We start from the raw sequence: 19,260 nt of genomic DNA, 5'->3' as shown, positions 1-19,260 counted from the left end.
CCTTTGAGGCCCTTTAGGGCTGACTCCATTCTTGTCCCTAGGCGATGAATTGCAGGCGGCAAAGCCGCCATGGCCGAAGGCCAAACGGCCTAGCGATGTGCAGGGGTGGCCCTAGGCCAGACCAAGCGGGCGCAGCCCGCGCAGGGCCGAGCGAGCAGCGAGCCCCGAAACGTAGCGCCGCAAGGCGAAGCCGCAGCGGAGGCCCCTAAACCTCATCATAATTAAAGCGATTTCCCCAACCATGACGTTGCTCAAAAGAAGAAAACTCATAACGGGCTATAATTTCAGGCAAGTTATCTACGGTAGTTAATTCGATTACGTCTAATAAATATTCATAAGTCTCCTCTGAGTAACTTGGAACTCCCACATAAATATGGGCTTGACCAAGCCAGGTCGTATAATCTATAGCAGACAAAAAACGCTCTGGCAATGCTTTGTACTGCTTGTGAAATTCATTAAAATCTTCTTCCTTCAGAAAGTCAGCGAAATATTCTGCATCATAGCGTCCCCCATCTTCTAGAACTGTAGCAGGAGTTATTCGATTTGTTTCCTCCATCCAATCATCTACGGTCGTACTATTGGTAAATTCTTTCAGTCTACTGATTAGGGTTTTTGAAGTAGGACTTTGCTCAAATACAGGATATTTTGGTAGTTCTATTTCTAGAATACGTAAGGCTATAGCAAAGCGTCCACGAATAGATATTCTTTTTATTCGATCTTTTAATTGTTCATTCATTGTTTAGTGGTTATTTAAGCGAAAATAGAAGTCCATCAACCCCAAAATAGCCCTTCTAAGCTTTGTTTTCAACTACACACACGGCTATTTAAGATATCCAAAACTTACTGGCTAAGTTTATTGGTCCAAGAATAGCCCTCTCTAACTGTATTCAGTAGGTCTAAAACAGATAAATATCCTTCTATAACTCCTTGAATGCTCTTCTGAACAGCTTAGATAAAGTACTAAACTCCAGCCAGGAAGCAGTTTAATCCTTAGTTGATATACTTTTACCTTTGGCTCCAGTTCTTTTATCCTCAACTCCTATTTTTTTATCTCTAACTCCAGTTCTTTTATCTGCAACTGAAGTTGAGTATTAAAACGGTCCACTTTATTTACTCTCTTCAGGCAGTAAGCTTAGTGAAAACTTAGAGATTTAAGACCGCCCAATTGGAGTAAAGAGCTCCAACTAAAGCGTAGAAAACAGCACTGCAAGAGTACAATAGTCTAACTAAAGCCTATTGCTAATCCTTTCATAGATAGTTCTACAAGTTGACTAGACTTGTAGTAGGTTCAGACAAGACTCCAAACAGTACTAAATGCCGAAGAAAAAAGACCGCTGAGCGGTACACAGCCGTGGCCGCAGGCCAGACCGAAGCGGCTTTGCCGCTGAAGGGCGGGGCAGCCCAAAAAATAATTATCCTATTTTATTCGTTTTTCAGAACATAAAAAGTGACCATTTTAAAAAAAACACTCCCTATTATGAATCGCAAATAGCGATATTTTCACATCCTTTATTATATAACCCCTATATGTCTATTGTCCAGATCACTCCTGAGCGTTATCGAAGTATTTTTTTATTGCAAGAAGAAGACCTTCTTATTGTACGTTCGGCCATGAAACAAATTAAGCAGTATAAAGCACCTATTTTTGAGGATTTTCATCATTGGATGGCCACTCAACCTGAATATGGCAGCGCTTATACAGAAGAAGTTGTAGCGGTTTTTGATCGTCAGTCAGAACGATTTTGGGAACATATTACTAGCGTAGAAATTTGTTCTTCTTCGATTGATTATAGCTCAAAACTAGTCTTATTCTTTTTGCAAATGGGTCTTCCCTTTGAGGCTTATCTCTCTGCCGTTTTTGCCTTTAACGAAATTGTGGAAAAAGCCTTTGTATACTACAAAATAGCGAGCTTTGAGCTGATGCAAGCCTTTAAGCGAACAAGCAGTGTTGGGGTTTTTGTGGCTATCGATACATTTAACAATGAGATGAACAAACAGCTGCAGGAGCAGAACGATATGCTCAGTCAGTTATCTACTCCGGTGACTCCTATCTGGGAAGGAATATTATTGCTGCCCGTTGTTGGCATTGTAGATTCTCTAAGGGCTCAAAATATTATGTCTACGGTACTTCATGAAGTAGCCCAACGGCAAACCAAAGTTTTCATTTTAGATATTAGTGGTGTGGCGATTGTGGATACTGCTGTGGCCAATTATTTTTTAAAAGTGAGTAAAGCTGCTGCGCTGATGGGCTGCCAAACAATTTTGTCGGGAATTTCGCCAGCCATTGCTCAAACACTTGTAGAACTAGGAGTAGATACAGGAAAGATCAGTACTAGAAGCCATATGCAAGATGCCTTAGAACAAGCATTTAAGTGCACTCAACTCAAAGTTGTTCCCGCCTAAGAATCGATAAACTAGCGATGGATAAAAAACTGACAGCTCTGTCAGCCAAAAACTGACAAAAAGAACGGATTTCTGTCAAATATGCAGCCCTTTTATTCTTTTTGGCAACTGGCACAAGAGCTGTTAAGAGAGAATTGTCTGTTTGGAATAAGCTCTAATTTGCTGCGTTCTGACAGTCTTTTAATTTGATACATCTATAACTAAAAAACAGTTTAGCTATGAGACCCATCAACGATCGCGTTGTTGTGCAACCTGCCGCCGCTGAAGAAAAATCTAAAGGTGGTATTATCTTGCCCGAACAGGCAAAAGAAAAGCCTCAGAGAGGTGTAGTAGTGGCCGTTGGTCCAGGTAAAGACGGAAATGCCCTTACTGTAAAAGTGGATGATGTTGTGCTTTATGGCAAATATGCTGGCCAAGAGATCAGCCATCAGGGAAAAGATTACCTCATTATGCGTGAGGACGACATTCTTGTTATTCTTGACTAAGCACTCATTTAAGTGTAAAGGTTTAGTTTTATCTTTTTTCTCAAATTTCAAAACACTAGCAATATATCATGGCTAAAAAAATTAGCTTCAATACAGATGCACGCACTCAATTGCGTGAAGGAATCAACGCTTTGGCGGATGCCGTTAAAGTAACTTTGGGCCCTAAAGGTCGCAATGTGATCATTCAGAAAGCGTTTGGCGCTCCTCATATCACTAAAGATGGGGTAAGTGTAGCCAAAGAAGTAGAACTAGAGGATCCCATCCAAAACATGGGCGCTCAAATGGCTAAAGAGGTAGCTTCTCGCACGGCTGATGTAGCCGGTGATGGTACGACTACGGCTACTGTTTTGGCCCAAGCAATGGTCAATGCAGGAATGAAATTGGTGGCTGCTGGCGCCAATCCTATGGACCTCAAAAGAGGTATCGACAAGGCTGTAGCTCAAGTTGTTGCTGCCCTTAAAGAAAGTTCTGAAATCGTTGGCGACAATTTCAATAAAATTGAGCAAGTAGCCACTATTTCAGCGAATAACGATCCCGAAATTGGAAAACTCATTGCTGAAGCAATGAAAGAAGTAAGCACCAATGGGGTAATTACTGTAGAAGAAGCCAAAGGTCGCGAAACTTATGTGACTAAAGTGGTGGGTATGCAGTTTGACCGTGGTTACCTTTCTCCTTACTTCGTGACCAACACCGAAACTATGGAATGTGAGTATGAGTCTCCCCTCATCCTCATTCACGATAAGAAAATCAGCAACGTGCAACAGCTGGTTCCCGTACTAGAAAAAGCACATGGTGCTGGCCGTCCCTTGGTCATCATTGCTGAAGATGTAGATTCTCAGGCTTTGAGCACTTTGGTGGTGAACCGCATCCGTTTGGGCCTCAAGGTGGTAGCCGTAAAAGCCCCTGGCTTTGGTGATCGCCGCAAAGCTATGCTCGAAGATATTGCTATCCTCACTGGAGGTACCGTAATTTCTGAAGAGACTGGCTATAGCCTCGAAAACGTAGAATTGCACCATCTTGGTAGCTCTGAGCGCGTCACTGTAGACAAGGACAACACCACTATCGTTAATGGTGAAGGCAAACAAGAGCAAGTAGATGCTCGCGTGGCCCAAATCAAAGTCCAAATGGAAAACAGTAGCTCTGAGTACGACAAAGAAAAACTACAAGAGCGTTTGGCCAAATTGGCTGGCGGTGTAGCTGTTCTTTATGTAGGCGCTCCTACTGAAGTAGAAATGAAAGAGAAAAAAGACCGCGTAGATGACGCACTTCACGCTACCCGCGCTGCCGTAGAAGAAGGTATCGTTCCTGGTGGTGGAGTGGCCCTTCTCCGCTCGGTAACTGCCCTAGATGGCGCAGAAGGCGAAAATGATGATGAGACTGCTGGTATCAACATCGTTCGCACAGCTCTAGAAGCTCCCCTACGCACTATCGCAAGCAATGCTGGCGTAGAAGGTTCTGTAGTGATCATGAAGGTATTGGAAGGCAAAGGCGCATTTGGCTACAACGCCCGCACCGAAACTTACCAAGACCTCAAAGAAGCTGGTGTAATCGACCCCACTAAAGTAAGCCGCGTAGCTCTAGAAAACGCTGGTTCTATCGCGGGTATGGTCTTGACTACCGAATGCGTAATCAACGATATTCCCGAGGAGAATGGCGCTGCTGGCATGCCCGGCGGTGGAATGCCTCCCGGCATGGGCGGCATGATGTAAATCATCTCCCCTGACTATTTTACAAACCAGAAGGTCTTTCGAGGCTTTCTGGTTTTTTATTTTTAGGGGCGTTACTCCTTTCAGTCATCGAACTGCGGACTAAAGTCCTTGTTGTCGCTGCGGCTTCGCCTTGCGGCGGTTACTCCCTTTGGTCGTCGAACTGCGGCCTAAAGGGCTTGTTGTCGCAGCACCCTGCTGTTTTTGGGGCCTCCGCCTCGCTTCGCTCGTCGGCGCTACGTTTCGCAGCTCGCTCTTCGCTCGGCCCTGCGGCGCAAAGCGCCTTGGTCTGGCCTTCGGCCACTGCTGCACATCGCTAGGCCAAGGAGCTCTTGGCCCAATACATAAGCCCCAAAGGATTTTAGAAAAGGGCAAAAAAATGCTAATTTGCTCCCTCAAAACAATGACTACATTCATGAAAAAACTATGTTTGGGACTATTGCTGCTTGGGCTGCTTTGGTCTTGTAAGGGCGAGGAAAAAGGCTGTACCTTTACTGAATTTCCAGCTGTTTTTCCCGAAGATCTTTCGCTCATCAAAAACTATCAATATGAAAGTTTTGAGGGCGGCTCTAGCGAAAACTTTGAGCTCAATGGCATTTTGCGCTATCCGATTAAGGTTCGGTTTTTACAAAAAGGTTGCAAGGATTTGGTCCAAGAACTGCATTTTGAGATAGACGATAGCCAAGACCCCATTCCTGCTGATTTACCGCCTAGCGCTTGCGCTAGACTTTTGGCCGGCATTTTCTTACAATTGGGCCAATCGCATCCTCAGCTCAGTATGTTGGGCAACTATGCCGAGCTATTTGGGCGCAGAGCCCCCAATTTTGAATACAATCAACCGCTCTTGTTGCAAGATGGCTTCACAGCCCAAATTGACAAATTGACCAGTAAAAGTTATACGGTAATCAGTCTGACCTTAAGACAAACGAATGAAGAAGAATAACCGCCCTTATCAAGAGGCCCTAGATTTTTTATACGCCCAGCTGCCCATGTTTCAGCGGCAAGGCAGCAGCGCCTTTAAAAAGACCTTAGACAACAGTTGGCGCTTGTCGGAACGCTTGGGCGCTCCCGAAAAGAAGTTTCGCTCGGTCCATATTGCAGGCACTAATGGCAAAGGGTCAACCACCCATATTTTGGCGGGTCTGCTACAAGCGCAGGGCTATAAAGTGGGCGTCTATAGTTCGCCCCATTATAAAGACTTTAGAGAGCGAATAAAAATTAACGGGCAGTACATCTCAGAGGAAGAGGTAATCAATTTTGTAGCGGAGCAAAAGGAGTTTATTTTGGGCCAGCAACTCTCCTTTTTTGAGTTGACCGTAGGCATGGCCTTTCATTATTTTGCACAACAAAAAGTAGATTGGGCCATTATTGAAACAGGTTTGGGGGGACGTTTAGACTCCACCAATATTATTTCGCCTGAGCTCAGCCTCATTACGAATATTGGTTGGGACCATAGTGATATTTTGGGCGAAAGTTTAGGGCTAATTGCAGGCGAAAAGGCGGGCATTATTAAGGCCCAAACCCCAGTCATTATTGGCGAGCGGCAAAGCGAAGAAATTGCTCAAGCTTTTGCGCAAAAAGCCAAAGCCGAGCAGGCGCCGCTTTATTATGCCGAAGAATTGGTCCAACTCGAAAAAGGCGAAGAAAACTTATTGGGTGGGCAGTATGGCTACCAATACAAATCGGCGGATTCGGCAGATATTTTTCTGGACCTAGCAGGAGATTTTCAGTTTTTCAATCTGCGTTTGGCCTTGGCTGCCTTGCACCTAATGCAAGAAAAGCAGCTTATTGACATCTCGGAGGAGAAAATAAAGTTTGCCCTAGCGAATATTCGGTCCTTAACGGGATTTATGGGCCGTTGGCAGCTTTTAGAAGAGGGCCCGCCCATGTTGCTTTGTGATTCAGCCCATAATGTAGATGGTTTGCGTTATTTGGGACAGATGTTGGCCAAAATGGAATATGCGCAACTGCATTTTGTCTTTGGGATGGTTCGGGATAAATCAGCCGAAAAGATTTTGAGTAGCCTGCCCAAGGAGGCGAATTATTATTTTGCTGCGGCTCAGATTCCTAGAGCTAAAGCGGCGGATCAATTGGCCCAAGAAGCGGCTAGTTTTGGCTTAATGGGACAGGCTTACGAGAGTGTAGCGCAGGCTTTGGCGGCGGCCAAAGCAGTGGCCCAAAAAGATGATATTATTTTTGTTGGAGGCAGTATTTTTGTAGTCGCCGAAATTTTATAATCCTATGCTTATGCCTAAATCCCTTTTCCTATTTATCTGTTTTTTTTGGATTCTTCCGCTTTGGGGGCAGGAAGAGGGAGCTATTGGTGGTCGTATTTATGATGAACTTTCTGGTGATCCTGTAGAAGCGATGCAGCTAAGTTTGCTGACCTTAGATGGGGCATTGAAGTTGAGTGCGGAGAGTAATAGCAAAGGGCAGTTTTCTATTTATAATATTCCGCCGGGGCAATATATTTTGCAGGGGCAAAAAGAAGGTTATGCTTTGCTTTGGGTTACAGAAGTTAAGTTAGCGCCTTTGGACCTTTTGACTTTAGAAATTGGGATGGAGGGGCAAAGTTTTTTGATGAATGACAGTTTGAAGCTAGAGCTGCAAGAAGTTTTGGCTAGATATAAGCCACAAAAAACACCCAGCAAGCGGAAGCGAAAGCGGCCATTTTGGAAATTTTGGTCTCGAAAAGAGTAAGTGCATAGAAAAGGGCAGCCTTAAGGCTGCCCTTTTAGGTTTAGCAGGGCCGAAGGCCCGCAGGCTGAGGGATGGATAAGGGTGGCCCGCAGGGCCAGACCCAGCTTTTTTGAGCAAAGCGAAAAAAGCGCAGGGCCGAGCAGACCTGCGAGCCCTGACACAGCCCGACCCGACCAAAGGGAGGGGCAGCCCCCAAAAAGAGCAGACTGTTTCAAACAGAAGCTTTACAAGTTCATAACAATAGTGTATATTAGAGGAGTTTTGGGCTTAAAAAACTATCGAGCCTAATTGGTTTAATAATTTTGTAGCCCTAATTTTCTAACTTTTTTACAACAACACTTATTTATGAAAAAACTACAATTGAGTTGGCTGCTCTTTTTGGGTCTTTGCTTTTCTAGCGGTATGTTATCCGCTCAGTTGAGTGAGGATTTTGAGAGTAGCGTGCCGCCTACGGGTTGGGCTATTTTTGATAATGGTATTGGCACAGCCCAGTCTTGGCAGGCCTCTACTACATCAAATACAGGTTCGCAAGCGGCTTATGTTCGCTATGAAAATGTAACTGGCGGTAATGCGGTCGACTGGATGGTAACGCCTGCCGTAGCTATTACTTCAGGTAATAGTGATCTTACATTTTATCAAAAACAAGGTATTACCTTTGACTATGGTTCCGTCTTCACGATTCGGGTATCTACAACTTCACAGACAGACACAACGACTTTTACTATTGTCGATACACAGGTAGAAACTGACTTTACAACCTTTTATACTTCTAAAGTAGTAGATTTGAGTGCTTATGTGGGCCAATCTATCTATGTTGCTTTTGTGATGGAGCAAGATGATGGAGATAGTTGGTTTATTGATGATGTAACGATTGGAGCTCCTCCTTGTTTGGATCCGTCTGCTTTGTCGGTAAGTAATGTAACAACTAACTCAGCTGAGTTAGCTTGGACTTCTGGTGGTGCAGCTCAGGCGGAGATTGCTATTGTTCCTGCTGGTGGCACGCCTAATTCTGGCACTGTTACTGCGGCCAATCCTTATACGGCTACTGGTTTAACGCCTGCTACAGCTTATGAGGCTTATGTTCGCGATTATTGTAGTGCTGGCACAGGATCTACTACCAATCTAGCCATTGCTGGAATTATGGACGGTCCCCTAACTGGTGGCACGCCTAAATTTGTTGAGGTGGTTGTTGTCAATGACGTAGCTGATCTCTCTATTTATGGTTTAAGTTCTGCCAACAATGGTAGTGGAACAACTGCAGGTCCAGAAATGAATTTCCCTTCTGGTCCGGCCACTGCAGGTACTCGTATTTATGTAGCGAGTGATTCTGCTGGTTTTCGTGATTATATGGGCTTTGATGCAGACATCATTGATGGTACTGTAAACGTTAATGGAGATGATGCTATTGAGCTTTATGAAAATACGACAGTCATTGATCTTTTTGGTGATGTAAACGTAGATGGTACTGGCCAAGCTTGGGAATACCTAGATGGTTGGGCTTATCGTATGGGTACAGCTGCTCCTTCTGCAACATTCAATGCTGCAGATTGGACCTTTTCTGGCCCTAACGCCAATGATGGTTGTTCGGATAATGGTAGTTGTGCTTCTGTCTACCCTGCTGGCAGCTACACGCCTGCAGGCAATAATGCTAGCACTTCTAACTGGGTTGGCCCTGTTGCTTTTGCGACTAGCTGTACTGCTGTTCCTGCCGGGGATTCTATCCACTTAGCAATTCCAATCAACAGCCCTACATTTAGCATGACAGGGAATACTGGCGTTTGTTATACAGAAACTGCTCGCCGCACATCACCTGATGTTTGGTTTAGCTATGTGATTCCGGCTTGTACAGACTCTTTGTACATTGGTTTAGATAGCTCTGATTTTGATACGTACCTTTCTGTACTTGCAGCAGATGGCAGTACCGTTTTAGATTATAATGATGATATTGTATCGGGTACTCCTACTTCTCGCTTAGAGCTAGCCCTAAGCGGAAACACAGACTACAATGAGGGCGATACGATTTATATCTTAGTCGAAGGATATAGCACAACAAGCGTAGGAAATTATGTGCTAGACTTTACAGCTACCTTTGGCAGTCCTGCTGTAGGGGACTCAATGAGTGCTCCTCTTCTTATCAATGGTCTTCCCTACAACAATGCAGGTAATACAGCTTGCTATACCAACACAATGGGGAATGCCTCTAATGACGTTTGGTTCCAATATATCATTGAAGCTTGTACAGATTCTGTGTTTATCGGATTAGACAGCTCTAATTTTGACACTTACCTAAGTATTTATGCAGCTGATAGCAGCTTGCTAGATAGCGACGATAATAGTGGAGTCAATAATACCTCTAGCCTAACCTTTAGCGTTTTAAACAATGCTAATTATAATGAGGGAGATACCATCTATATTTTGGTAGAAGGTGCCGCTAGCAATAGCGGTAATTACGTGCTTGATATTAGCAGTAGCGCAATTACCTACCCCAATGATTCTGCATCTGGAGCAACTGTTGTAGGTGCTGCCCCCGCCTCTTTTACAGGGAATACTGATTGCTTTAACAATACAATTGGAAATGCGGCTGGAGATGCTTGGTTTATGTATGTAATTGAACCTTGTACAGATTCTCTTTACATCGATTTGAGTAACTCTTCTTTCGATACCTACCTCCGTATTTATGCTGCAGATGCTAGTACCCTACTAGACAGTGACGATGATGGAGGAACAGTCTATCGCACCTCTATGCTAGGCCTCGATATCACAAACGATACTACTTATAACGAGGGCGACACTATTTTCATCCTTGTTGAAGGCTTTTCAAGCAATACAGGGGCTTTCCAGCTAGATATTAGCCGGACCAACTGTGCCTCTACTGTCGATGCTTCTGTTGCTATTGCTGGCCTCATGCCTACTTACTGTAATGCAGGTAGCAATGTTTCTGGACAAGTTGTCATTTACAACCTAGGCACAGATACTGCCGCTACAGTAACCTATACCGTAACAGCTAGTGGTATTCCTATTCCTATCGCTTCTGGATCAGCAACAAATATTCCCGCAGGCGATTCTGCTACCGTAACTGTCGGTCCTTTCCCTGCGCCTTCAGGAAATACCACACTCACTGCAACAATTAGCCTTACTGGCGACATAGATGCAAATAACGATACGGCTAGCTTTAGCATTACAGCCTCAAATATTACCGCTGGCGCTTTGACGACAACTAATATTGCCTGTAATGGAGATGCCACAGCCGAAGCAACTGCTGCTGCTACTCTAGGCATTGCTCCCTATACTTACGCTTGGGATAGCGCCGCAGCCAACCAAACAACAGCTGTAGCCAGCAATCTTGCCGCAGGAAGCTACTCGGTAACCGTTACGGATAGCCTAGGTTGTTCAGATGTTGCTACAGTAACTATCTCTGAACCCGCAGCCCTAGTTACTACCACCACTGACAATGGCGACGGCACAGCAACTGCCGATGTTACTGGCGGTACTAGTCCTTACAGCTACCTTTGGACCAATGGTTCTACTAGCGATACAGTTGTCGCTACTGGCCTACAAACAGTTACCGTAACTGATGCCAATGGTTGCCAAGACAGCGCTTCAGTAACAATTGTTGTCGCAGTGACTAATGTGGCTGGTCTAGAGCAAATCCAGCTCTACCCCAACCCTGCCGACCAACAAGTGACGCTTAGCTTTGACCTAACTGAAAGCCGCAATCTGGAACTCCAAATTGTAAGCATCCACGGTCAAATCGTCTATCGTCAGGCAATTAACCAAGTTGGACAGCAAAGCTACACCATCCCTACAGCCAAACTAGCGCCTGCTATGTATACCCTCCGTATCATCGATACAGAAGCTGGTACACAAACAACTCAGCCTTTGGTGATTAAACGATAAATAATATCGTTTTAGCAAAACACTCCTTAATGAGTGCTAAAATAGACGGCCCCTCTGCAAGTTTTCTTGTAGAGGGGCTTTTTTGGGGCCTCCTGCCTGCGGCAGGCGCTACGTTGCGCAGCTCGCTACTCGCTCGGCCCTGCGGCGCAAAGCGCCTTGGTCTGGCCCTTCGGGCCACTGCTGCACATCGCTAGGCCATGGCGGGCCTTTGGCCCGCACTGGCCCTACGGGCCAGTTGGACCAACTCTATTGCCCAAGCAAATAAGCCTCGGCCTGGGCCAAACGCGCTGGCGTACCTATATCAAACCAATCTTCTTCCTGATGCAAATAGGCCAACAAACAATCTGTTTTGGCCCATTCTAAAAAGAAATCAATAATAGAAAATTTAGCCTTTGGTCCAGCTAATAATGAAAAAGCCGCAGGCCCCAACAAACTAATTCCAGAAAAAGCATAAGCCGATGCCTCTTCTTGCTCTAACGATCGAGCCCAACGATAAGCCCCCGTTTTTTTGTTCTGCCAACCCACCAACTCCCCTTCTACAAATAATAATTGGCGGCTAGACGATCTTTCCCGCATGGCCAAAAGCCCTAAAGCAGGCCCTTTCTTTTGCCAAAAATCAAGCGCCCGCTCAAAATCAAAATTGCAGTAGATATCCGCATTGAGCAAAAATAAAGGTTGATCGGGCAATAAAAGCCGCGCCGCCTGCCGCAATCCTCCTCCTGTTTCTAAAAGTTCAGCTCGCTCATCCGAAATGATAAGCGGAAAAGGAAGCTCTAAAGCTTCTAAGTAATCAATTAGCTGCTGCGCATGGCTATGCACATTTACAATCAACTGCTGACAATTGGTCCTCAATAAGCGATCTATCCAATATTGTATAATTGGCTGATTTCCCAAGGAAACTAAAGCTTTTGGACAGTGATCGGTAAGCGGCGCCAAACGGCTGCCCAAACCCGCTGCAAAAATCATCGCTTGCATAAGTTGGTCTTTTTCTTCAAAAATGAGCGAAAAAATACTAATTTCGGCCGTCTTCAGATCAAAAGATTCTAGTTTATCTAAAAACAGCTATCATGAAAGAAGTATATATTGTGGCCATGGGCCGCACAGCGATTGGTAACCTTAGCGGTAGTTTGGCTGCCGTTTCTGCTATTGAATTAGGAAAAACCGCCATTAAAGGCGCTTTGGAGCGTGGAAATATTGCGCCCGAACTCGTTCAAGAAGTATATATGGGCAATGTATTGCAAGCTAATGTAGGCCAAGCCCCTGCTAAGCAAGCTGCCCTAGCTGCAGGTATTCCCAACACAGTACCTTGCACTACAGTCAACAAAGTGTGCTCTTCTGGAATGAAGGCCGTGATGTTGGCTGCTCAGTCTATTATGTTAGGCGATAATGATATTGTTGTTGCTGGTGGAATGGAAAGCATGAGCAATGCGCCTCACTACTTGCCTTCTGGCCGTATGGGCATCCGCTATGGCAATGGCCAAGTTATAGATGCCATCGTTCGCGATGGTCTACAAGACCCTTATAATGGCGATATGATGGGCGTTTGTGGCGAAGTTTGCGCAGAAGGCAAAAACATTGACCGCTTGGCTCAAGATCAATATGCTTTGTCTTCTTATGAGCGTGCTCGTGCTGCTCAGGAAAAAAATCTTTTTGCCAATGAAATCGTTCCTGTAGAAATCAAAGGACGTAAAGGCAAAGTGACTGTAGTAGACACTGACGAAGAAGTAGGCAACAGCCGCGTAACAGATTTGGCCTCTGTACAAAAAGTTCGCGCTGTATTTAAGAAAGAGGGAACTGTAACAGCTGTAAATGCCTCAAAAATTAATGATGGCGCAGCGGCAATGGTCCTTATGAGCAAAGAAAAATGCGAAGAGCTCGGCCTTAAGCCTTTGGCTAAGATTTGCAGCTTTGCCGATGCGGCCCAAGAGCCCGTTTGGTTCACAACAACTCCTGCTTTGGCTATGCCCAAAGCCCTAGATAAAGCTGGCGTAGCCCTAGAAGATGTAGATGTTTTTGAAATTAACGAAGCATTTTCTGTAGTAGCTTTGGCCAATATGCAAGCCCTAAACATTCCTCACGACAAAGTAAATGTACTTGGTGGTGCGGTTTCTATGGGCCACCCTATCGGGATGTCTGGCTGCCGTATTGTTATGGCCATGATCACTGCACTTACTGAGCGCAATGGCCGTTATGGCTTGGCCGGTATTTGTAATGGTGGCGGAGGAGCCTCTGCCATGCTTATCGAACGCCTCTAATTCTTCGGTCCAAACTAAAAGCGTCCCTCTTTGCTTGGCAAGGAGGGCCGTTTTTTTTTAGCAGCGGACAGGCGGCGTAGCCGCCGCAAAGGAGCGAAGCGACGCGGCTGAGGGATGGAAAGTGGGGCGGCGAAGCCGCAGACCAAGGCGCTTTGCGCCGCAGGGCCGAGCAGACCTGCGAGCCACGACACAGCCCGACCCGACCAAAGGGAGGGGCAGCCCCAAAAAATAAAAAAAGATTCTAACTTAGGGGGAAGCGCTTTAAAATCCATCTAAGAGAAGTGGACGTATTATGTGACAACGAATTCTGTTAGCCTATGAATAAGAAATACTTGAAATGGGAGTTTTGGCCTTTTTGGTTTTTTTATATCCCCGTTTATGTAGTTTACCTTTGGTACAGCCTCAAGGCACGTTCCATGACCTTTTTTAGTGCCAGTAATCCAGCTATGTATATGGGTGGGTTTGTGGACTATTCCAAGTATGATATTTTGGGGCGTTTGCCAGAGGATGTTGTCCCCAAAACCTTGCTTTTGCCTAATGAAAATACGCTTTCAGTAGCCTTAAAAGCGGTGGCAGAAGGGCAATTTAGTTATCCACTTATTTTGAAGCCCGATAAAGGCGAGCGCGGTTTTGCTGTGGCCAAAATTGATGATGAACTAGAATTGCGAGAGTATTTGGCCGAGCACAATCAGTTTATTCTGATGCAAAGTTATGTCAATATGCCCTTAGAATTTGGGGTATTGTATTATCGCCTACCCAATGAAGAAAAAGGTCATGTGAATTCTTTGGTAGAAAAAAGTTTTTTGACCGTAGTGGGCGATGGAGTTTCTGACCTACAAACGCTTTTTCAAACTTCTGATCGCGGGCAATATTATCTGGACATTTTGCTCAAGCAGTATGCTGATCGTTTGGATGAAGTTTTGCCCAAGGGGAAATCTTTGCGCTTGGTAGAAATTGGAAATCATTGTCGCGGTACGGCTTTTCTCAATCGCAACCACCTAATTACGCCAGAATTAGAAGCTTCTTTTGATCGTATTTCTAAGCAAATTGAGGGCTTTTATTTTGGCCGTTACGATTGTCGAGCCGCCTCTTTAGAAGATCTTTATGCAGGAAAAATTCAGGTAATGGAGCTCAATGGGACCAACTCGGAGCCTGCCCATATTTATGATCCTGAAATGCCTATCCGAGAGGCCTATAAATGCTTGTTCAACCACTGGAAAATTATTTATACGATTGCCAAACAAAATCACGAAAGGGGAATTCCCTATATGTCTTCTTTAGAAGGTATAAAAGTGACTCGTGAATACTTTAAGAAACGGAAAGAAGGGGCAGAAAATGCCGAAGAAGCGGTTATTGATTTTTAGTCCTTCATCAAATGAAAACAGGGCGCTGGGAAAAATTTCCCAGCGCCCTGTTTTTTTGGTCCTAAAACTAAAGTTCCTCCTTATCTATAGTGCTATTCTGTGCTTCGAGAATATCTACATGTGGAATTTTAATCTCTACGGTTAATCCTCCTTTAGGTGCTGCCGATAGCTCAATGCTTCCCCCCTCCTTTAAAAGGATTTTTTCTAGAAGCGCCAACCCTATACCGTGGCAAGGCTGGCCATATTTATCCTTATCCGTTTCTGAGAAAAACAGTTCTTTGGCTTTTCCCATCGCTTCTTCAGGAATACCAGGGCCATTGTCCGTAATGATTAAATGATAGCCACGTCGACTCTCTTTAATAGAGACATTGATCCAAACCATATTTTGTTTAGCAAAACGGCAGCTGTTATCAATCAACTCATCTAATAAAACCTTAAACAATTTTGGGCGATAATAAACCGATGAAGGCAGATTCCACTCCAAATGCGCCTTTTGCCCATAAGCCAACTGAAAATGCTGTTGTAAGGGCAAAACAGGAATATCTTTGAGCTCTTCTTGGAGATAATCCTCTGCGTGATTATAACTCCAAAGCCCCTCTAGCATTGACTTCAAGCGATCTGCTGATTGCAAAACCTTTTCCATCATCTGGCGCTTAGAATCGGGCAGGGCCAATTTCCCATCGGCCAAAATTAGGCGAGTTACACTCGCAATATTGCGCATAGGTGCTTTAAGGTCCTTGAGCGCCACTCGAGCAAAACGCTCTAACTCTGCATGCCGCTTTTGTTCTCTCAACAAAGCTTCTTCTGCTTCTCTTTGTTTTTTGCGCAGCTCAAAAAGACGCACGACTTGTCGACCCAAAATTTCTAAAGCTTGCTTTTCATCTTCAGAAAATGTGCGAGGCGCTTGATCCAATACGCAAAGCGTCCCCAAAGGCAAACCTTCTTTGCCCACTAATGGCACGCCCGCATAAAAGCCCAAATTCAGATCACCTGTAACCAAGGGATTATCCCAGAAACGCTCATCTTTTTTGGCATCTTCAATGATAAACACCTCTTCTTGTAAAATAGCATGCGCACAAAAAGCCAAATCGCGATGCGTTTCATCCGCTTCTAGCCCTTTTTTGGCCTTAAACCACTGCCGATCTTCATCAATTAAACTGATAATCGACATGGGTGTGCCACAAATTTTTGAAGCTAAAGCCACAATGTTGTCATAGTCTTCCTCTGGTAGACTATCCAAAATGCCGTAGCTATCTAGTGCGGCCAAACGAGCCGCCTCTTGTTTATGTTTTTTAGCAGGAATCATTCTTGTTCTAGTTAAAACATCTTTTAAGAAAAAAGATGATCGAGTTGTTTGTTTAGCACAACATCCAAAATTACCATATTGTAAGAGATTAAAGCAATTTTAGATCTGGGCCCAGGATTAGCTGTATGTATAAAATAATATAGGCGCTTTTGTTGCGATTTCAAAGCGATTTTAGATTATATTAAGTATTCCGTCTACTATTAGAGTCTAAAGCTTTTTAGATGTCACAAAAAAGCGGAAAAGTTTTTTTTCCGCTTTAATTTCTCATCCTTTACTTCTCTTTTTCCCAATCCGTATTATACATATCGTACTCATACGAAAGGTCCAAATCACTGAGAATCATCTCTAAAAGCTCATCATCTTTGGGGTCATAACCCGTTTTTAAATTGTAGCCATACCAAGATGCCATGCTCTGCCATTTTACGGCGGTCCAACGCCCTCTAAAATTCCGAATCACCTGATAAAAAGGCTGTTCCAACTCCCGTTCCACCATTTTAATCAAAATATACCCCTGTGATTTGGTCAACTTTCTTAGCTGCTCCTCATATTCGGGCGTCAATTCTTTTTGGTACTGCTTGATGTACTTCTTCTTTTTTCGCTGGCTCATTCCTCGAGTCTCTTCTTCCATCTGCCGATGCAAACGCACCGCTTCTAAGGCCAAAGGAAAAACCTTGGCCGCATAATGCCGCCACTGATGATACCGCCGCCGCTCTTCTCTATTTTCAAAATTGCGTTTTCGACTCACCTGTACATCAATCCCACTAATCGTAGGTAAGGTGTCACCATCAATAATTAAAATGGGGATAATTTCTCCATTAAAAGTGGTTGTCCCAAAATATTCCCCTTCTCGAATTAAACTATCTTGCTGCCCCTGAGCAAAAAAACTTAGGCCCAAAAAAGGCAAGATATATAGTAGGTTGCGCATAATTTTCTGTTTAAAAACTGTTCTATTCCTTCATAAAGACTAATTCTATGCCCAAAAAAAGTCGACAGTTTTTTTGCTGCCGACTTTTTAGATCTATTTTTTATGGGCTGCCCCTCGCCTATCGGCTCGGGTCGGGCTCTGTCGTGGCTCGCTATTCGCTCGGCCCTGCGCAAAATTTCGCTGCGCTCATTTTGCTGGGTCTGCGGCTACGCCGCACCACTTTCCATCCCTCAGCCTGCGGGCCTTCGGCCCTGTAAAACCGCAAAATTATCCTTTGCAAGCTGCATCTAACTGACAACCAATCGCAAATTGCAAAGTTTGCAAGCCTAAGCCTCTAGCATCCCGATTGCTAAATCCTTTTTGGATAAAATAATCTTCCAGTTCTCTAAGGCTATTATAATAAGCTACTTTCAAACTTTTGTAGCTATTTGCTTGCAAAGGAGCTCCCTGTCTCCAAGTCGCTAGTTGTTCCCAAATACGATTGTTCCAAGCTTCTAAAGCTTTCATTTGGTCATATTCCAATCCTCTAGGAAAAGCATAAAGCAAATTGAGTTGGGCCAAATCTTTACTTTCTTTTCCGCCAGATAAATCCTGCGTCATGGCCAACAACAATTGCATAGAAGGCATACTCAAAAAGCTTCCGCAATCGCTAGAAATTTGATATTCATCTCGCTCATTATTCCAATAAGGCGCAAAAGCTTCTGCCGCTAATTGTGGGTGGCGACGGAAAAACCAACAAGGTACATCAGGCTCATCTTTTACGGCCTCATGAATGGCCCGCAAATGCTGAATCAATTGACGAATATCGCCATAAGCATATTGTTGGCTAAAATCGTAACGCGTTTTTTGATGATAATTGATAAATACTTGGCCAATGGCAGCTTGCATCAACTGGTTAATTGTTGCATCGGCATTATCAATAACAAGATCGCCATTGCGATACATATAAGCACGGTATACTTTGGCCAAAGGATGCTTAAATTGCTTGAGGCCCGCCTCTGCCTGTACTGGATCTTGGTCAATCAGATTAAGATAGTATTGCAAGCTATACTTTTCTACCTCTTCCTTAAAAAAGTTGTCCTGGCTCAACAGCTGGTATTTCTGGACCGTCCGATCTTTTTGCATAAAAGCCAAAAGCGATTTTTCGGTATTGGGGCCCCATTGGCCATCTACTTTTTCTCGATAATCGCCCGTTTGGTTGAGGGCCAACTGCAAACTTTTTACGCTAGAACGAACCGCCGTTTTTTTGCCATAGCTTTTTGATTTTTGACGCTCAAAATTGCTGAGGGGGTGCAAAGCTTTTTCGCTTACTCGGCGAACGATCATATCTTGGCGGCCACCTTTAGCCTGAATAGTTTTTAAGGCCGCATCGGCTTCGGCTTGGCTGTAATAAGGTCCAGCTGCAATGCGCAATTTTTTATCCGATAGTTGTAGACTAAGTTGAGTCGTTAGGCGCTCCCAATCGGGCCAATAAATATCTTCGTTTTGGTCCAAAGTAGCCATTTGCACAATAAAAACGGCATCTTGCTCCGAAATCGCTCTGCGCTGAATAAAAGCATCTTTGTAGCCCTTCGCTTTTACGGCATCCAATTTCTTTTTGGCCGAATTATAATTGCTATAAGTTCCCATCAGAACCTGATAAAGGCCCGTAGGTTGCATTTCGGCAAAAAGGTAGCCTTGGCTGTGCACCTTAGAAAAATCTTTGTACTCGGGATTGGCATAGGTAGCCAACTGCACAAAATAGATGTTTTGTTGTAGCTGCTGCCCCCAAAGTGGAAGCGCCATAAATGCAGCCATTAAAAATGGTAGTACGCGCATACTATATATAAATGTTAGTTGAACGCATTAAAAAGAAAAAATTCGCTCTTCAAGGAAAGTTAGTTTTTTAATGTGTTCGTAGGATGATGGGGAAAGAGCTCCCAGTTGAGTTCGTCCAAAAATAGAAGACTCTGAAAAAAAATTTAGTTATTGCGGACAGTTTATCAAAAAAAAATGGTCCTTATTCTTTTTTCGACTAAAAACAAGGCTGCGGCTCTATCTAGAAAACAATATGCTTAATCGAAAAAAGGCGCTTAAACTTTTCTTTTGAAGTATTATGAGTTGCGAAATCGTTTTTTCATCTGGCAGGCGGCGCAGCCGCCGCAAAGGCGCGAAGCGACGCGGCTGAGGGATGGAAAGTGGTGGCCGAAGGCCAGACCCAAGTTTTTTTTGAAGCGAAG

General features: G+C 44.3%; 14 protein-coding genes. 9 read left to right on the top strand and 5 right to left on the bottom strand.

Going from position 1 to position 19,260, the window contains the following annotated elements:
• Positions 1 to 205: 205 nt before the first annotated feature.
• Positions 206 to 556 carry a hypothetical protein gene (locus tag PPO43_RS14790; protein WP_272619180.1) on the bottom strand — a complete coding sequence of 117 codons (351 nt, stop codon included), beginning with the start codon at positions 554 to 556 and terminating at the stop codon, positions 206 to 208.
• Between the two features lie 971 nt (positions 557 to 1,527).
• Between PPO43_RS14790 and PPO43_RS14785 the strand changes: the two genes are divergently transcribed.
• The 7 genes from PPO43_RS14785 (at position 1,528) to PPO43_RS14755 (ending at position 11,191) form a co-directional block, all read left to right on the top strand.
• Entirely contained in the window at positions 1,528 to 2,403 is an 876-nt protein-coding gene (locus tag PPO43_RS14785) for an STAS domain-containing protein (RefSeq protein WP_272619178.1), read from the top strand.
• A gap of 218 nt (positions 2,404 to 2,621) precedes the next feature.
• Positions 2,622 to 2,888, top strand: a complete 267-nt coding sequence (locus PPO43_RS14780) for a co-chaperone GroES (protein WP_002661144.1) — start codon at positions 2,622 to 2,624, stop codon at positions 2,886 to 2,888.
• 68 nt (positions 2,889 to 2,956) lie between these two features.
• Entirely contained in the window at positions 2,957 to 4,597 is a 1,641-nt protein-coding gene (gene groL / locus PPO43_RS14775) for a chaperonin GroEL (protein ID WP_272619175.1), read from the top strand.
• A gap of 412 nt (positions 4,598 to 5,009) precedes the next feature.
• Complete coding sequence (locus PPO43_RS14770; RefSeq protein WP_272619173.1) at positions 5,010 to 5,537, top strand: hypothetical protein; 528 nt, start codon at positions 5,010 to 5,012, stop codon at positions 5,535 to 5,537.
• Positions 5,524 to 6,831 (top strand): bifunctional folylpolyglutamate synthase/dihydrofolate synthase, encoded by a 1,308-nt coding sequence (locus PPO43_RS14765; protein ID WP_272619171.1) that lies wholly within the window; start codon positions 5,524 to 5,526, stop codon positions 6,829 to 6,831. Before PPO43_RS14770 ends, PPO43_RS14765 begins: the two co-directional genes overlap by 14 nt.
• A 10-nt stretch (positions 6,832 to 6,841) precedes the next feature.
• A complete protein-coding gene (locus tag PPO43_RS14760) occupies positions 6,842 to 7,294 on the top strand; it encodes a carboxypeptidase-like regulatory domain-containing protein (RefSeq protein WP_272619169.1) in 453 nt (150 codons plus the stop codon).
• 345 nt (positions 7,295 to 7,639) lie between these two features.
• Positions 7,640 to 11,191 (top strand): T9SS-dependent choice-of-anchor J family protein, encoded by a 3,552-nt coding sequence (locus tag PPO43_RS14755; RefSeq protein ID WP_272619168.1) that lies wholly within the window; start codon positions 7,640 to 7,642, stop codon positions 11,189 to 11,191.
• Between the two features lie 246 nt (positions 11,192 to 11,437).
• On the opposite strand, the gene PPO43_RS14750 is transcribed toward PPO43_RS14755, so the two are convergent.
• Positions 11,438 to 12,166, bottom strand: a complete 729-nt coding sequence (locus PPO43_RS14750; RefSeq protein WP_272619166.1) for a nucleotidyltransferase family protein — start codon at positions 12,164 to 12,166, stop codon at positions 11,438 to 11,440.
• A gap of 92 nt (positions 12,167 to 12,258) precedes the next feature.
• On the opposite strand from PPO43_RS14750, the gene PPO43_RS14745 reads away from it, so the two are divergent.
• Positions 12,259 to 13,446, top strand: a complete 1,188-nt coding sequence (locus PPO43_RS14745) for an acetyl-CoA C-acyltransferase (RefSeq protein WP_272619164.1) — start codon at positions 12,259 to 12,261, stop codon at positions 13,444 to 13,446.
• A gap of 317 nt (positions 13,447 to 13,763) precedes the next feature.
• Complete coding sequence (locus PPO43_RS14740; RefSeq protein WP_272619162.1) at positions 13,764 to 14,810, top strand: D-alanine--D-alanine ligase; 1,047 nt, start codon at positions 13,764 to 13,766, stop codon at positions 14,808 to 14,810.
• A gap of 67 nt (positions 14,811 to 14,877) precedes the next feature.
• On the opposite strand, the gene PPO43_RS14735 is transcribed toward PPO43_RS14740, so the two are convergent.
• From PPO43_RS14735 to PPO43_RS14725, 3 genes are all read right to left on the bottom strand, one after another.
• On the bottom strand, positions 14,878 to 16,116 hold the full coding sequence (locus PPO43_RS14735) for a GAF domain-containing sensor histidine kinase (RefSeq protein WP_272619160.1): 1,239 nt from the start codon (positions 16,114 to 16,116) through the stop codon (positions 14,878 to 14,880).
• Positions 16,117 to 16,387: 271 nt separating this feature from the next.
• Entirely contained in the window at positions 16,388 to 17,041 is a 654-nt protein-coding gene (locus PPO43_RS14730) for a DUF4294 domain-containing protein (protein WP_272619158.1), read from the bottom strand.
• A gap of 267 nt (positions 17,042 to 17,308) precedes the next feature.
• Entirely contained in the window at positions 17,309 to 18,859 is a 1,551-nt protein-coding gene (locus PPO43_RS14725; RefSeq protein ID WP_272619156.1) for an SPOR domain-containing protein, read from the bottom strand.
• Between the last annotated feature and the right edge of the window lie 401 nt (positions 18,860 to 19,260).

It is taken from the genome of Saprospira sp. CCB-QB6, assembly GCF_028464065.1.
Taxonomy (GTDB): domain Bacteria; phylum Bacteroidota; class Bacteroidia; order Chitinophagales; family Saprospiraceae; genus Saprospira.
Note: the sequence above shows the minus strand (reverse complement) of the source record. Positions and strands in the feature narration are given on the sequence as shown.

Excerpts from the sequence above, each read along its gene's own strand:
- PPO43_RS14790 (WP_272619180.1), bottom strand. The coding sequence starts at position 556 with ATGGAGGAAACAAATCGAATAACTCCTGCTACAGTTCTAGAAGATGGG.
- PPO43_RS14785 (WP_272619178.1), top strand. The coding sequence starts at position 1,528 with ATGTCTATTGTCCAGATCACTCCTGAGCGTTATCGAAGTATTTTTTTA.
- PPO43_RS14780 (WP_002661144.1), top strand. The coding sequence starts at position 2,622 with ATGAGACCCATCAACGATCGCGTTGTTGTGCAACCTGCCGCCGCTGAA.
- groL (WP_272619175.1), top strand. The coding sequence starts at position 2,957 with ATGGCTAAAAAAATTAGCTTCAATACAGATGCACGCACTCAATTGCGT.
- PPO43_RS14770 (WP_272619173.1), top strand. The coding sequence starts at position 5,010 with ATGAAAAAACTATGTTTGGGACTATTGCTGCTTGGGCTGCTTTGGTCT.
- PPO43_RS14765 (WP_272619171.1), top strand. The coding sequence starts at position 5,524 with ATGAAGAAGAATAACCGCCCTTATCAAGAGGCCCTAGATTTTTTATAC.
- PPO43_RS14760 (WP_272619169.1), top strand. The coding sequence starts at position 6,842 with ATGCCTAAATCCCTTTTCCTATTTATCTGTTTTTTTTGGATTCTTCCG.
- PPO43_RS14755 (WP_272619168.1), top strand. The coding sequence starts at position 7,640 with ATGAAAAAACTACAATTGAGTTGGCTGCTCTTTTTGGGTCTTTGCTTT.
- PPO43_RS14750 (WP_272619166.1), bottom strand. The coding sequence starts at position 12,166 with ATGCAAGCGATGATTTTTGCAGCGGGTTTGGGCAGCCGTTTGGCGCCG.
- PPO43_RS14745 (WP_272619164.1), top strand. The coding sequence starts at position 12,259 with ATGAAAGAAGTATATATTGTGGCCATGGGCCGCACAGCGATTGGTAAC.
- PPO43_RS14740 (WP_272619162.1), top strand. The coding sequence starts at position 13,764 with ATGAATAAGAAATACTTGAAATGGGAGTTTTGGCCTTTTTGGTTTTTT.
- PPO43_RS14735 (WP_272619160.1), bottom strand. The coding sequence starts at position 16,116 with ATGATTCCTGCTAAAAAACATAAACAAGAGGCGGCTCGTTTGGCCGCA.
- PPO43_RS14730 (WP_272619158.1), bottom strand. The coding sequence starts at position 17,041 with ATGCGCAACCTACTATATATCTTGCCTTTTTTGGGCCTAAGTTTTTTT.
- PPO43_RS14725 (WP_272619156.1), bottom strand. The coding sequence starts at position 18,859 with ATGCGCGTACTACCATTTTTAATGGCTGCATTTATGGCGCTTCCACTT.